The 14,024-nt window shown below is 63.8% G+C and carries 13 protein-coding genes; 3 read left to right on the top strand and 10 right to left on the bottom strand.

Features of this window, described 5'->3' with window-relative positions; genetic code table 11:
* Positions 1-4 precede the first annotated feature (4 nt).
* From EOA28_RS00445 to EOA28_RS00400, 10 genes are all read right to left on the bottom strand, one after another.
* Positions 5-2,368, bottom strand: coding sequence for an ABC transporter permease (locus EOA28_RS00445; RefSeq protein WP_127249581.1), 2,364 nt, complete (start codon positions 2,366-2,368; stop codon positions 5-7).
* Positions 2,369-2,372: 4 nt separating this feature from the next.
* Positions 2,373-3,080, bottom strand: a complete 708-nt coding sequence (locus EOA28_RS00440) for an ABC transporter ATP-binding protein (RefSeq protein ID WP_127249582.1) — start codon at positions 3,078-3,080, stop codon at positions 2,373-2,375.
* A gap of 3 nt (positions 3,081-3,083) precedes the next feature.
* Entirely contained in the window at positions 3,084-3,548 is a 465-nt protein-coding gene (locus EOA28_RS00435) for a hypothetical protein (RefSeq protein WP_127249583.1), read from the bottom strand.
* The gene (locus EOA28_RS00430; protein ID WP_127249584.1) at positions 3,545-4,219 is read right to left on the bottom strand and encodes an isoprenylcysteine carboxylmethyltransferase family protein; all 675 of its coding nucleotides are present in this window, start codon (positions 4,217-4,219) and stop codon (positions 3,545-3,547) included. Before EOA28_RS00430 ends, EOA28_RS00435 begins: the two co-directional genes overlap by 4 nt.
* A complete protein-coding gene (locus EOA28_RS00425) occupies positions 4,216-4,497 on the bottom strand; it encodes a DUF2933 domain-containing protein (RefSeq protein ID WP_127249585.1) in 282 nt (93 codons plus the stop codon). Before EOA28_RS00425 ends, EOA28_RS00430 begins: the two co-directional genes overlap by 4 nt.
* A gap of 9 nt (positions 4,498-4,506) precedes the next feature.
* Complete coding sequence (locus EOA28_RS00420) at positions 4,507-4,884, bottom strand: cupredoxin domain-containing protein (protein ID WP_126080597.1); 378 nt, start codon at positions 4,882-4,884, stop codon at positions 4,507-4,509.
* Positions 4,881-7,412 (bottom strand): copper-translocating P-type ATPase, encoded by a 2,532-nt coding sequence (locus EOA28_RS00415; RefSeq protein ID WP_127249586.1) that lies wholly within the window; start codon positions 7,410-7,412, stop codon positions 4,881-4,883. Before EOA28_RS00415 ends, EOA28_RS00420 begins: the two co-directional genes overlap by 4 nt.
* 650 nt (positions 7,413-8,062) lie before the next feature.
* Complete coding sequence (locus EOA28_RS00410; RefSeq protein WP_127249587.1) at positions 8,063-9,382, bottom strand: glucoamylase family protein; 1,320 nt, start codon at positions 9,380-9,382, stop codon at positions 8,063-8,065.
* Between the two features lie 69 nt (positions 9,383-9,451).
* Complete coding sequence (locus tag EOA28_RS00405) at positions 9,452-9,895, bottom strand: Spy/CpxP family protein refolding chaperone (RefSeq protein ID WP_189341864.1); 444 nt, start codon at positions 9,893-9,895, stop codon at positions 9,452-9,454.
* Between the two features lie 196 nt (positions 9,896-10,091).
* Positions 10,092-11,570, bottom strand: a complete 1,479-nt coding sequence (locus EOA28_RS00400; protein ID WP_127249589.1) for a multicopper oxidase family protein — start codon at positions 11,568-11,570, stop codon at positions 10,092-10,094.
* Between the two features lie 789 nt (positions 11,571-12,359).
* Between EOA28_RS00400 and EOA28_RS00395 the strand changes: the two genes are divergently transcribed.
* From EOA28_RS00395 to EOA28_RS00390, 3 genes are all read left to right on the top strand, one after another.
* On the top strand, positions 12,360-12,773 hold the full coding sequence (locus EOA28_RS00395) for a hypothetical protein (protein ID WP_127249590.1): 414 nt from the start codon (positions 12,360-12,362) through the stop codon (positions 12,771-12,773).
* Positions 12,774-13,027: 254 nt separating this feature from the next.
* Positions 13,028-13,324, top strand: a complete 297-nt coding sequence (locus EOA28_RS40805; RefSeq protein WP_281059021.1) for a caspase family protein — start codon at positions 13,028-13,030, stop codon at positions 13,322-13,324.
* Positions 13,321-14,024: caspase family protein (locus EOA28_RS00390; RefSeq protein ID WP_281060877.1), on the top strand; the 704-nt coding region annotated here is incomplete at its 3' end. The genes EOA28_RS40805 and EOA28_RS00390, both read left to right, overlap by 4 nt.

The following is a 14,024-nucleotide window of genomic DNA, read 5'->3' as shown; positions in this document are numbered from 1 at the left end:
GTCTTCAATCCCGCGTCTTGAGAACAGCAACGAGGTCGAGTCGATTAACCCGCCTGCGGACGATCAGCGCTGAGAGCACAGCCGCCGTAATGACGATCGCGCTGGCGAAGACATAAATGGCAGGGTCGACAACCAGGCGTACGCGCATCAGTTCGCCGGCCAGGTTCGTCTTCATGATCCAGGCAAGACCATAGCCGAGGGCCCAGCCCGGCGGCTGCGCGATCAAGGTCAACAGCGCGAGTTCAAAGAGAAGGATGCCGAGCACTTCGCCGCGGGTGAAGCCAAGCACCCGCAGGCTTGCCAGTTCCCGGGCCCGCTCGGACAGCGAGACACGCGCGTTGTTGTAAACCACGCCGAACGCGATGACGGCGGCGAGACCCGTGTAGATGCTGGACATCGTAGTCACCAGAAGCGCCACGGCGTCGCGGAAAGTGGCGAGGGACGCCGTCTGCAGAGCCAGGCTGCTCACCGCCGGCATGGCCTTGACCGCCGCGTAGAACTCGTCCCGTCTGTTCTTGTCCAGGCTGACGCTCACCCCGTTCGCCATCGGCGCTTCACGCAGCAGCCTGGCGAGCGCTTCCTCATCCATCATCCCGCGCATGCCGAGATAGTCCTCGACCAGCGCCGCCACCGGAAGCGAGACCGTCCGGCGCTCGCTGTCGAGCAAATCGACCTCGACGGTGTCGCCGACCCGCACCTTGAGTATCTTGGCCAGCATGTCCGAGATCGCGAGGCCTGATTCCGGCAGGACCACCGGCCGCAGGTCCGCATCGATGATACGGTTGAGCTCCGCCCCGCGCGGCCTTGCGCGGAGGATGATGCGACGCTCGACATGGCCATTGCGGATGCGGACCTGGACTTCTCGATAGGGTTCCGCATTCAGCACTCCGGGAAGCCTCGCAATCTGGAAGGCCACTTCCCTCGGGCGCTTCTCGAAAAAGCTGACGGTCGCGTCCTGTCGATCCGCAAGGAAGTAGGTCACGTCGACGAGCTGCTCCATCGTGCCCTCCGTGAAGAGCGACACGATCAGGATCGCCGTCGCCAGCGACATGCCGAATGCGGTGAGAAAGGATCGAACTGGATGATGCGCGACGTTGCGCAGCATCATTCTCATCGGCTGCGAGACAAGGCCGGCCGCGCTAAGGCTCAACGGCAGCGTTCGGCGGAAAACCGGCGGAGCCGGCGGCTGCATGGCAACCGCGGGAGCCAGATTGACGACTTCGCGCAAGCCTCGCAGCGCGCCGATTGCCGCGGCAAACGCGCTCAGTCCCGCCGCCGCGACGTAGAGATCGGGGGCCTTGGTGAACAGCAGAAACGGGAAGCGGAAAAAGTCGGCGAATACTCCGGTCACATAGCTGCCGAGCCAGGTGCCGATCAGGCTGCCGATGACGATGCCGACCGCCGTGATGACGCCCACAAATTTCAGGTAGTGCAGGACGATGCCGGCATTGCGGTAGCCGAGTGCCTTCAGCAGGCCGATCTGCTCGCGTTCGAGCGAAACGAGCCGGCTGAGGGTAAGGTTGACCAGGAACGCCGAAACCAGCAGGAAGATCGGCGGCAGCGTGCGGCTCATGTTGTTGAGCATGTCGAGCTCGTGGTCGAGCCAGGCATGCGACGTCTGGTCCTTGCGCCCGTAGGCAGCGTGCCCGCCATAGCGATCGAGCAGGCTGTCGAGACGCATCATCACCTCGCGCTCCGACGTTCCCGGCAGCAGCTTCAGCGACACCGACGAAAAAGCGTCTTCGAGATCATAGGCGCTGGCCAGAGCCCGTTCGGACATCCAGATGACGCCGAAGCGGTGGCCGTCGGGCATGATGTCGCCGGGGCCGACGGCATAGATGTATTCGGGAGAAAGCGCGATGCCGACGATCGTCAGATCGCGCCTGCGACCGTTGAGGGTCGCCGCGAAGCTCGAGCCCAGGGTGAACCGGTGCGCTTCGGCGAAGGTCTCATTGACGACGACCTCGTCGTCCCGGCTCGGATCCGGCGTGCGGCCCGCACGCATATAGAGGCGATTGAGCTTCGGCTCGCCGACCTCGGGCAGCGAGATGACTACGCCGGTGGCCGGAGCGGTCAGACCCGGCGTTTCGAGCAGCGCGAACTGTGCGATGCGTGCATCCACGCTAGCCACACCTGGGATTTCGGCGATCCGGCCGAGGAGAGCTTTCGGCGCCCGTCGCACCGTGGCGAAGACATCGGCGAAGCGGTAGCGCTCGTAGTAAGCCGTCCTCGTCTCATCGAGGGAACGGTAGGAGCCGACGGCGAGGAGCAGCGTTGCCACGCCGCCGCCGACCACCAGCGCGATGGCCAATGCCTGCGCCCAAAGACGCAGGAGATCGCGGAAGAGCTTTATGTCCAGGGCGCGCATGTCTTCACCACTGCAGCTCGGCGACAGCGCGGCGGGCCTCGTTGGTGACGGCCTTCGATATCTGCCCGTCGCTGAAGAACAGGACCCGGTGCGCGACCTCCTGGATGATGGCGTTGTGGGTGATGATGACGGTGGTCGTGCCGAGTTCGGCATTGACCTTCATCAGCGCATCGATCACCCGAACGCCTGTCCTGGAGTCGAGCGCGCCTGTCGGCTCGTCGCAAAGCAGCACTTCCGGACGCTTGGCGATCGCGCGGGCGATGGCGACGCGCTGCTGCTCGCCGCCTGATAGCTGCGCCGGGAAATGATGCATGCGCGGCTCCAGCCCAACGAGGGCGAGAGCTTCCTCGGGACGCATTGGATCATCGGCAATCTCGGTGACCAGCGCGACGTTCTCATAGGCTGTCAGGCTGGGGATCAGATTGTAGAACTGGAACACGAAACCGACGTGGCGGCGGCGATAGGATGTCAGACCCCTGTCATCGAGGTCGGTCAGCCGCAAATCCTTGAAGGACAGCTCGCCGCTGCTCGCGTGATCGAGCCCGCCCATGATGTTGAGCAATGTCGATTTTCCACTGCCCGACGGGCCGAGCAGGACGACCACTTCCCCTGCCGAAATCGCCAGGTTCACGCCGCGCAGGGCGTGCACTTGCGTCTCGCCCGAGACGTAGGTCTTGGTGAGGTCCTTCGCGGTGAAGACAGGGTCGGACATGGATCACTCCGCCCTGCCTGCCCGCATGGCAGCTTGCCTGAGCTCGACCAGGAACATGCCCATGCTCGCGGCCCATAAGATCGCGATAGCCAGCAAGGCCCACCGGAAATCGGATCCTATGATGAAGTTGACGACAGCCATCCATCCGATGGAGGCGACGCCGGCGGCGAGCACGCCCAGAAGAGCCCACCGCTCGTGCCGCCGGAACGACGTCACGGCGACCGTGACGGTGAGGATGCCCGAGGCGACGGCATACCCGCCAAGCACCTGAAACACGCGCTCGAGCCACGATGCCATGCGTGGCTGCTCGGCCTGAAGCTGTTGCAGCGACAGGCCGACGAACCGCACGTCCTCCGGCAATAGCGGCGGCCGAAGGAACATGAAGAAGGCGCCGATGCAGACGAGCGCCACACCGAAGACGGCGAGCAGGATCGCCGAAAACGGCCAGGATCGGCGGTGCCGTGTCATGGCGCCAGGCCTCGTCCAGGGCCGCCGACCGACCCGCCGGACAACCGGTTCCAGCTCGGAATGAAACCCGGAACCTGTGTCATGTAGTTGCGGTAGACGTCGCCGAACGCGGCAATCGCTTCGCGCTCCTCGGCCCGCGCCAGCCTCACATACATCACGACCAGCACCGGGAACATCGCCAGCGTCAGCAGCGTCGGCCACTGAACGAGGAAACCCAGCATCACCAGGATGAAGCCGGCATATTGCGGGTGGCGCACGTAGCTGTACGGGCCGCTGGTGGCGAGAGAACGGTGCTGCTGAGCGTCGTAGAGAACGCTCCATGCGACCGCGATCAGCCAGAACCCACCGCCGATCAGGACGAAGCTCAGCAGATGGAAGGGGCCGAAATGTGGATTGATCCGCCAGCCGAACATCATTTCCAAGAGATGCCCGGCATCATGCGAGAACCAGTCGATCCGTGGATAGCGGGACTGCAGCCAGCCGGAGAGCAAGTAGATGGTGAGCGGAAAGCCGTACATCTCCGCGAACAGCGCGACCAGGAAGGCGCTGAACGCGCCGAACGAGCGCCAGTCACGGGTCGTCGCCGGCTTGAAGAAGCTGTAGGCGAACAGGATGAAGACGGCGGAGTTGACGATCACCAGGCTCCAAAGGCCGTAGGCCTGCATGCTCATGACGGATTCCTTTCGTCGGGCTGGTTGCGGTGGCCCCCACCATGCCCATGTCCTCCATGCTCACGTCCTCTGTGGCCGTGTCCTCCATGCATGAAGAAGTGCATGAAGACGCAGCCGAGCGGCAGCAGATAGAATAGCGCGCCAAGGACATGGGCGCGGTGCTCGGTGAGGAGCAGGAACCCGCCGATCGCAAGGAAGCCAAGCAGGACAAGGCCTGCCCGGGACGTCAGAAAGGAGCCTTGCGGTTGGTCGTGGTCCGAATGGTCATGCATTGACATGCTGGTCTCCTATTCGACGATGAGGCGGCCGCGGAACATGCCCATGGGGCATGCGAATCCGAACTCGCCTGGTTGCTTGGGCATCAGATCGACGGCGACGGTTTCACCGGTAGGCAGATCGGCGCTCCTCTGGAAATCGGGGAAGATCACCTTGTCCGAGCAGGAGGCGGTTTCCTCACGGCGGAAATTCAGCCGGACCGGGCGGCCGCTGCGGACGACGATCGTGTCGGGCGTGTAGCCGCCCTTGACCAGGATCATCGCCTCCTGATAGCCGCCGCTCGTATCCGCGGCGCGGATGCCCTTCGAACGCTTGAGCCAGAAGAACCAGATGATGAAGGCGACCAGGCCGATCCCGGCCACGGTCACTATCCAGCGGTCGGGTGTCATGAGCCTGTCCTCCTCGGCTGAAAGAAGCGCAAACGATTGGCGTTGGTGACGACGGTCACCGAACTGAAGGCCATGGCGGCGGCTGCGATGAGGGGAGAGAGCAGAAGCCCGATGAACGGGTAGAGCACGCCCGTCGCGACCGGGATTCCCAGCGCGTTGTAGCCGAATGCGCCGACGAGGTTCTGCCGGACGTTGCGCATCGTCGCCCGGCTGATCTCGATCGCCGTGACCACGCCCATCAGACTGCCCTTGATAAGCGTCACGTCGCTTGCCTCGATGGCGACGTCGGTTCCGGTGCCGATGGCGAAACCGACATCGGCCTGGGCGAGCGCCGGCGCGTCGTTGACGCCGTCGCCGACCATGCCGACCGACTTGCCTTCGAGCTGTAGTTTCTGCACCTCGTGCGCCTTGTCGTCTGGCAGGACCTCCGCCAGCACGCGATCGATGCCGACCTCGCGCGCGATTGCCCGACCCGTGCGTTCGTTGTCGCCGGTCAGCATGACGACCTCGATGCCGAGCCCTCTCAGGATTTCGATCGCCGCCCTGGAATCCGGCTTCACGGTGTCGGCGACCGCGATCAGTCCAGCCGCCTGCCCGTCGACCGCCACATACATCGGCGTTTTGCCTTCATTGGCGAGGCGCTCCCATTGGGGCAGCAGCGCGTCTGCGGGAACACCGCGGTCGCGCATGAGCTTGGCGTTTCCGAACAGCACATCATGGCCGTCGATCCGGCCACTGACGCCGTGGCCCGGGATCGCCGCGAAGCCTTCAGCATCGACCAGCTCGATCAGCCACGCTTCGGCGCCCTTCACGATGGCCGAGGCCAGCGGATGCTCGGAACCGCGCTCAAGAGATGCAATGAGCCGCAGGACGGCGCTCTCTTCGTGGCCCGGCGTGACCACGACGTCGGTCAGCGCCGGCTCGCCCCTGGTGATCGTGCCCGTCTTGTCGAGAATGATCGCGTCGAGTTTCTCGGCCGCCTGCAGCGCGTCGCCCGAGCGGATCAGGATGCCGTTTTCCGCTCCCTTGCCGATGCCGACCGTAAGCGATGTCGGCGTGGCAAGGCCGAGCGCGCAGGGACAGGCGATGATCAGCGTCGTGACCAGGACGACCGTGGCATAGATCAGCCGCGGCTCAGGCCCGAAATCGTACCATGCCACTGCGGCCAGGATCGCGACGATCATGACCGCGGGCACGAAGTAGCCCGACACGGTATCCACCACGCGCTGGATCGGAGCCTTCGACCCCTGCGCGTCCTTCACCATGCGGATGATGCTTGCGAGCGCGGTATCCTTGCCGACCTTGGTAGCGGTGAAGCGGAAGCTGCCCGTCTTGTTGAGCGTGCCGCCGATGACCTCGTCGCCGGCCTGCTTTTCGACCGGCATGGATTCGCCGGTGATCATCGACTCGTCGATAGCGCTCGATCCGGCGCTCACCTTGCCATCGACCGGGACCTTTTCGCCGGGACGGACGATCACCGTGTCGCTGACCAGCACCTCCTCGACGGGGAGGTCGATTTCCTTGCCGTCGCGCACGACTCTTGCCGTCTTGGCCTGCAACCCGATCAGCTTCTTGATCGCCTGCGAGGTTCGGCCCTTGGCCTTGATCTCGAGGGCGAGACCCAGCACGACGAGCGCCACGACGACATCGGTGACGTCCCAGAAGACTTCGGCCAGCGCCATGTCGGGAAAGATCCCGGGCCATGCGACCGCCACGACCGAATAGAGGAACGCCGCCGTGATGCCGATTGAGATCAGCGTGTGCATATTGGCAGCGCGGTGCTTCAGCGCGTCCCACATGCCGACAAAGAACTGCGATCCGGACCACAGCAGGACGGGCAGGCTCAGCACGCCAAGCAGCGCCCAAACGATCCGGCGCGTGTCGCTGCCCATGGGCATCCATTCGCGCAGTCCCGGAATGAGATCGGGATAGCTGAGAGCCATCACCGGGAGGGAGATGACGGCGGCGAGCCAGAACCTGCGCATCAGGCCGCGGTATTCCTGCTCGTTGGCCGCCTCCGCCGGGTCCAGCGTCTCGTCCGTGGGTTTCACCTTCGGCTCGGCGACCCGATAGCCGGAGGATTCGATCGACCTCCTCAATTCCTGGAAATTGGCCCGTTCCGGTTGATACTCTATGTCGACAACGTTGGGTGCGAGGCTGGCGCGGGCGGCGATGACGCCCGGGGTCATCTTCAGCGCCAGCTCGACACGTGTGGCGCATGAGGTGCAATGCATGTTCTTGATCGGAATGCGCATCGTCGCCGTACCGGCGGCGTAGCCGACGGAGCGGATGGCGCGCAGGATTTCGGCGACCTTTGCCTGGGCAGGATCGTAGCTGACCATCGCCGTCTGGGTGGCGAGATTGACTGAGGCGGTCTGCACCCCTTTGACGGCCCGAATGGCTGTTTCGATCGTTGGCGGGCAGTGGGCGCAGTTCATTCCTCCAATGCGGAGGGTGAGTGACTCGCGCGCCTCGGCCAGGCCACCAGACGGGTGGTCAGGGATCGCGGCTTCTGTCCGCATGTTCATGAGTTTTCTCCTCGAAATACATTCGCGACCGAAGCCAGCGTAGGCCCGGCACAAAAGAGCGATCCTGTTCGGCAGGCGTGGAATTTGCCCGCCGAGCAGGGCGTCAGAGAACGGAACGAGGGGGCCGAAAGGCTTCGTCAGGCCTGGTCAGCGCGAAACCCGATTGGTCGGGGAAAGCTGGGGCGCCAGGCTCAGCTGCGGAGGCGAGATCAGGACCAGCTGCCAGAGCAACTGCCGAACAACCGAAACAATGTCCACCCATGCACAGGCCGCAATGGCCGTCATGGCAACCCGACTCGTCCAGGGTTGATGCCGACAGAGAGGCCGCCGAGGCCTGCCGATCGGCCTTGCCATCGGCAACCGACTGGACGACCTTGGCTGACGAGAAGTCTGGTGATGCGCCGAACTCGTGCGCTTGCGCCGAGCCCGAAGGCGTCAGCAACAGGAAAAGGGCAAGCCCGAACGCAAGCATGATCGCACCGAAGGGGCCGCTTGCAGTCCGATGGCGTCGCTGCCAGATGTGACAAGATTGTTCAAGCACAGCAAGGCTTCCGAGCTATTCACCATGGGCATGATCGCCCCTTCGATTCAGATGCGCTTTGATGTGCGTCAAATCGATCGACCCACTCGCGGGGACCAAAGCAATCAGTTCAGCCAGGATTCGCATCGTTCAGCCAGCCGCCGTTGAACCCGGCGCGGCGCAATCCGGTGAGGATGTAAGGGCAACCGCGCATCAAGCGCCAAACCGTGTCGCTCAGGTGGTTCTCGATCATCAGCACGATGGGGCCCTGGTTGATGCCGAAGTGCCAGGGCGACACCCACCACCCGTACGGATTGCCAGGCTCGCCCGGGTGGGTGGGATTGAAGGCCGCCTTGAAGCCGTATCTGTTGAACTCCTTCAGCTTCGCCTGATGGATGCAGAAGTCGAGCGCCTCCAACACGATCTCCGGAGCGAACGGCAATGAGGCGGCGACCGCCCATGGAGCGAGCGTGCCGTCATCCGGTCCATAGGGAACGCCGCGGCCGACATAATCGTAGAACTCCCGCTGGACACCATTGAGTTTGAGAGTGGCCGGACCAGGTCCCTCGCTTGCGGTGATCCCCCAGCAGCATTCGCGGTAACCTTCGAACTTACGCGGATTCATGATGGCATAGCATTGCTGGAGATAGGTCGCCCGCCGGCTGTTCTCGAAATAGTCGATGCCCTTCCCGCGCATGAACGCGTCCTGTATCCCGCGAAAGTCGATCCAGACATGCGACAGCTGATGCGTGAACAACGACCCCGCATAGAGATATTCGTAGCCGTAGCAGCTTTCCCAGCGATAGGTCGACGTCCAGGCGGCGTAGCTGCTCTCGGGAAGCGGAAAGGTCGGTGAGCCGAGCGCCAGAATGTAAAGCAGGAGGGCCTCGTCATAGCCCTCCCAGCGGTATTTGATGAACCCGTTTTCCGGGGTCCAGCCATGCGTCACCGTTGCGCCCTGGTTCTGTGCCCACTGCCAGTCGGCACGGCGATATAGCGCATCGGCAAGCGTGCGGATTTCCTGCTCGTCGGCGGTCTCTTCACCGAAATACGCGGCCGCCGACAGGGCGCCTGCCAACAGGAGGGCGCTGTCGATCGTGGACAGCTCGCACTGCGAGGCGCGCCGTCCTGTCTGCATGTCGAGGAAATGATAGTAGAGCCCACGATAGCCGGTCGCGTCGGGCTCCGGCCCCTGGGGACTCGTGTGGAAGAAGCGGAGCGTAGCCAGGGTCCGCGCGACGGCTTCTTGCCGGGTCATGTATCCGCGCTCGACGGCGACCGGATAGCAGGTGAGAGCGAGACCCGTCGCCGCTATGCTGGCCGGCCAATCGGCGGCGGTCTTGTCGCGGATGAGGCCGTTGGCGGGATTCACCTCGCCCAGGAAGTAGTCGAAGGTTTCGCGCTGCAAAAGCAGCAGCTCTTCCGCGCGGACGCTCCGCTTCGTCTTCATGGTCTCACCTGGAGATCTCGCGTCGATCGCGGGGGCCCTCGTGGTCTGGTGCAACGGCCCCTTCATGTCTCACATCATGCCCATCGGGGCCGGCGCGAGCAGCTTGTCGGCCACCGCCTTCTGGGCATCGTCCAGCGACGCGTAGAAGGGCTCCAAAGCGACCTTGAGCCGCCTCAGTCCCTCGAGCCGCGTCGACAGCATTCGCTCCTGAACCTCGATCCGCTCCACTGGCGTTTCGGGGCCGGTATCCCCGCCCATCATACCGGCCGGCATTTTCGCCATCATGTCCTTGGCCGAGTGAGCGTTTGCCCGCAGCGCCTCGGCGACGGCGTCCCACAGGGGCCGCTGGGCCTTGGTGAGTTTCAGTTCGGTCGAGAGGAAGGCGATCCGCCCCTCGACATGGTCGGGCGACATCATCTGACCCATAGGAGTGTCGCCGCCCGCCATCATCGCCATCATCATCTTCATCATGCCGTTCGGCATCATGGTGTTGGACAAGTTGCCCATCATCATGGGCATCCCCGAGCCAGTGCCTCCGTCCTCCGCATTCTCCGTCGCGGCAGGGGGCGGCGAGGAGTCTCGGTGCCAGCCGGATGATGCGCATCGTTCGCGAGAACGGGCGCCGAGAATGCGAGGACTGCTCCGATCGCCAGGGTCCTGAAGAGGGTATTCATATGGTTCTGTCTCATGGTCCTGTCCTTGAAATCGGTTAGGCGGTGTAGTCGACGACGGTCATCATGCCGGTCGCCATGTGATAGAGGTGATGGCAATGGAACGCCCATGTCCCTGGGTTGGCGGCGTCGAATGCCACCGTCACCTCGTGCATCGGCGGCAGCCAGACGGTGTCGCGCACGGCTCCCGCGAAGCGGCGGCCGTCGATGGCGACAACCTGGAAATGATGGCCGTGGAGGTGCATGGGATGGCCCATCATGCTGGCGTTGCGCAGGACGAGTTCGATGCGCTCACCCTTTCGCACGGCGATCGGCTGATGGTTGCCCCATGTCCTGCCGTTGAGCGTCCAGGAGTAGCCCTGCATGGTGCCGCCAATCTCGACGGCCTGGTTCCGGTTCGCCGATGTCAAGGCTAGAGGCTTGGCGGCGACGAGGCTGGACTCGAATGCGAGGTCGAACGCGGCTGTCGCCTGATCGCCAACCGGCGCGATGCGCTTTACCGCGCCGCCCCTGGTCGCCAGCACGAAACCAGCGCGCTCGACACTGCCCTCACGCAGCGCCAGGATCGGCCAGGCTCCCGCCTCGTCCGGAATACGCAGCCGGATGTCGAGGCGCTGGCCCATGGCGAGCGGAAAGCGGCGACCGCGCACTGGCGTGACGGCATTCCCGTCGACAGCGATTGCCTCGCCCTCGATCGACCCGGTGTCGACCCAGAATGCCGTGGCGGTCGCGCCGTTGATGAGGCGCAGCCGGACCGTGCCGTTGCGTTCGACAGCAAACAGCTGTGGATCGTCCAGCGTCCGGTCGTTCGCCAGGTAGGCGTCGTATTGGATGTCGTTGACGTCCATCGGCATGGCCATGCCTTGCCCGTCCGACATGCCTTGCCCGCCCGACATCCCTTGCATGTCCATGCCTGACATGCCCGACATCGAGTGCCCGGCCATGCCGCCGGTTCCCGATGCAGGCGCCGATCCGGTCAGCCCGGCCAGCAATTCCTCAGGCGTCTTGAAGCTGAAGTCGTGGAAGAGCACCACCAGGGGCTGCTCGTCCGCACCTGCCTCCGCAGGATCCGTGACGACCAGCGGCGCGGCAAGCAACTGCTGTTCCTGCAGCGTGTGGGCATGCATCCAATGCGTGCCCGGCGTCGCGACGGGGAAGCTGTAATCATAGGACTGGCCCGGCTGCAGCAACGGTTGCGGCAGGTCGGGCACGCCGTCCTGTCCGAACGGCGGCGTCAGGCCGTGCCAATGGATCAAGGTCGGCGCGTTCAGCCCATTTTCGAGCCGGACCTGGAAGTCATTGGCGGCCGAGGTGACAAGCCCATGGGTGCCGTCGGGCTGGACGAGACCGAAGACTTTGGCGGCACGGCCGGCCACATCGATGACGCGGGTATCGGCCCGGATGATGCTGGGGGAGGCTGCCTGTACAGCGCGGGGATTGATCAGCGGCAGGACGATGCCCGCGGCGCCGGCAGCCACCGTGGATGCCAGGAACTGGCGACGGGATATGGATTGCATTGCAAAGCTCTCATGTTCGTGACTCGAGGGCCGGATTGACCGGCGGCGAAGCGCACGAACGCCAGGGCGCGTGCGCTCAGGCGGTCACGACGAGGTTCGGAGGGCGCAGCCCGACAGGCACGTCACTTGGAGAGGATACGAAAGGCGGCGCCGTCGCGACGGGATGGCCTCCCGAAATCGCGACGAAGAGATGGACGTCAACCGGGACGCAGAATGAGCAGCTTGAAGCCGAGATGCAGCATGTGCCTTGATGGCGCGCATGGCCGAAATCCTTGCACGGGGCGGAACCATCATGTCGGATCGCCGCGGAGCCATGATTATGCTCTGCGGCCCACTGGGCGCCAAGCGGAGACGCGGCCGAATTGGCATGGCTGGAAAGGACCGTGGTGAACGCCATCAGCAAGGCGAGGCAGCAGGCGAGCCAACGCGAGCCGCCAAATCCTGACGAGCGCTTCATTGAACGGCCAAGCCTTGGTCGGATGCCTTTCCGATCCACAATCAAACCTTTCCGAGCCACGGCAAACGCCATCTTGGAACTAATCATATCCCGGAGACGTGGGCCGTAATTTGCCAAACTCGATCAAGCACAATGCGGCTTCCAAGTTCTTCACATTAATGATTACCTCTTCAATCAAAATGCGCTTTGACATACGTCAATCCGATCGAACCGGCTCTGGGGACAATTCGGGGACAAATAAGAGGATCTCTGGTGGAACCATCCCGCGGAGGACCATTTTCGACATACGCCCTGGGCCGAACCCAATCGGCTGTTTCACGATGGTTGATAGGATGACCGCGCGAACCATCATGGCAGCCCTGGCAATTGCGTTTTCCCTCTCGCCTTCGCATGCAGCACAGCATCGTCTGCCGAACGGTTACAAATGGGGCCGCTGCCTGCTCGTCGTTCACGGCGAGACGCGCATCTCCGGAAAATGCTCCTACCAGATCGAGCAGGGCGGCGATTTCAACATCCAGGGCCCCAAGCAGGTTTTCGCGGGTATCGACTATCCCGACACGCATAGCGGGGCTGGCGAGATGTCCAAGGATTACTGGGCGGTCGTCTACAAGGACGGAGATTCTTGGGCAGGCTATGCCAACGGGGATATTCGCGAGACGCACGGCGAGGTGGGCGATTGGGGAGAGCTTCGCCGCGAAGGCGCCTGCTATATCGGGAAGGACGTCAAGGTCTGCCTTTGGCGTTGACCGGCTCAAGGCGATTGCGGGGTTGAATTCAAGCAGATCGAACTGGTGGCGAATAACCTAGTCGCCGCCATCCTCCAGATCATGCAATGTGTTTGCCCGGCGCGGTGTATCGCCGAGGCCCCGACGGCGCGGCTTCGACCGCGAGAGGGCACGCGCTTCCTGCCCGCGGATGTGCTATATTTCATAGACGCGAACATCTCTGAATGAAATTGCCAAGGCAAGCAGAGCCGCAACTTGAGTTGAGGATGCGCGCCATGAGGTTCTGGGTCGCCATCGTTGGTTTCTTCCTCCTGACCGCGGCAGATCTGCTGCCGCAGCACGGCGCCCTTGCCGCCCAGGGCAATCGGGTTGCGCTGGTCATCGGCAACAGCAAATATGTCTATGCGCCCGCTCTCCCCAATCCCGCGAGCGATGCCCGCCTGATGGCCGACGTACTGCGCAAGGTCGGGTTCAACGTTATCGAAGGCGTCGATCTCGACTATACCGGAATGCGGGATCGGCTGAACAAGTTCACTGAGGCATCCTACGACGCGGCCACGGCCTGCAGGTGAACGGCAAGAACTATCTCATCCCGGTCGATGCCGAGCTTACCGCGCCGGCGCATCTCAAGACCCGCACTGTCCAGATGGACGAGTTGCTGGCTGCTCTTCCGCCGGACCCGGCAGTCGGCATCGTCATTCTCGACGCCTGCCGCGACAATCCGCTGGCGAGGACCTTGGCGGCCTCCTTGCCGAAAAGCCGCTCGACCACGGCTCCGGGCCTGGCCCCCATTGATGTCAGCGGGTCGGACGTCGGCACCGGCGGCGTGCTGATCGCCTTTGCCACCGACCCCGGCGCGGTGTCCTATGACGGCGGCGGCGCCAACAGTCCCTATACGACGTCTCTTGCCAGGCATATCGCCGAGCCCGGCGTGGAACTCCAGAGCGCGCTGACCCGGGTGCGCGGCGAGGTGACGGCCGAGACCAGCGGCAAGCAGCGGCCCTGGCACAACGCATCGCTCGGCCGCGAGGCCTTCATCGGTCCGCAGACCGCGCAGCCGCCGGTACCGGTCCAGCCGGCTGCGCAACCATCCGCGACCGCGGCGCCGGCGGAATCAGCCAGCACCGACGGGCGCGGATGGGAAATCGAGCAGCGGGTCTGGGACGAGGCCTCGAAGCGCAACACGCTGGCGCATTATGAAGCCTATCTGCAGCAATTCCCCAACGGGGCATTCGCCGATCTGGCGCGTCTCAACATCGACCAGCTCAAGAA

Origin of the sequence: Mesorhizobium sp. M2A.F.Ca.ET.067.02.1.1 (assembly GCF_004023285.1) — a bacterium.
Classification (GTDB): Bacteria; Pseudomonadota; Alphaproteobacteria; order Rhizobiales; family Rhizobiaceae; genus Mesorhizobium.
This window is presented reverse-complemented; position numbering and strand designations above follow the sequence as displayed.

What these genes read in the sequence shown, in the direction of transcription:
- EOA28_RS00395 (WP_127249590.1), top strand. Translation starts at nt 12,360, where the DNA reads ATGACCGCGCGAACCATCATGGCAGCCCTGGCAATTGCGTTTTCCCTC.
- EOA28_RS00430 (WP_127249584.1), bottom strand. Translation starts at nt 4,219, where the DNA reads ATGAGCATGCAGGCCTACGGCCTTTGGAGCCTGGTGATCGTCAACTCC.
- EOA28_RS00435 (WP_127249583.1), bottom strand. Translation starts at nt 3,548, where the DNA reads ATGACACGGCACCGCCGATCCTGGCCGTTTTCGGCGATCCTGCTCGCC.
- EOA28_RS00440 (WP_127249582.1), bottom strand. Translation starts at nt 3,080, where the DNA reads ATGTCCGACCCTGTCTTCACCGCGAAGGACCTCACCAAGACCTACGTC.
- EOA28_RS00415 (WP_127249586.1), bottom strand. Translation starts at nt 7,412, where the DNA reads ATGAACATGCGGACAGAAGCCGCGATCCCTGACCACCCGTCTGGTGGC.
- EOA28_RS40805 (WP_281059021.1), top strand. Translation starts at nt 13,028, where the DNA reads ATGAGGTTCTGGGTCGCCATCGTTGGTTTCTTCCTCCTGACCGCGGCA.
- EOA28_RS00425 (WP_127249585.1), bottom strand. Translation starts at nt 4,497, where the DNA reads ATGTCAATGCATGACCATTCGGACCACGACCAACCGCAAGGCTCCTTT.
- EOA28_RS00420 (WP_126080597.1), bottom strand. Translation starts at nt 4,884, where the DNA reads ATGACACCCGACCGCTGGATAGTGACCGTGGCCGGGATCGGCCTGGTC.
- EOA28_RS00405 (WP_189341864.1), bottom strand. Translation starts at nt 9,895, where the DNA reads ATGATGATGGGCAACTTGTCCAACACCATGATGCCGAACGGCATGATG.
- EOA28_RS00410 (WP_127249587.1), bottom strand. Translation starts at nt 9,382, where the DNA reads ATGAAGACGAAGCGGAGCGTCCGCGCGGAAGAGCTGCTGCTTTTGCAG.
- EOA28_RS00445 (WP_127249581.1), bottom strand. Translation starts at nt 2,368, where the DNA reads ATGCGCGCCCTGGACATAAAGCTCTTCCGCGATCTCCTGCGTCTTTGG.
- EOA28_RS00400 (WP_127249589.1), bottom strand. Translation starts at nt 11,570, where the DNA reads ATGCAATCCATATCCCGTCGCCAGTTCCTGGCATCCACGGTGGCTGCC.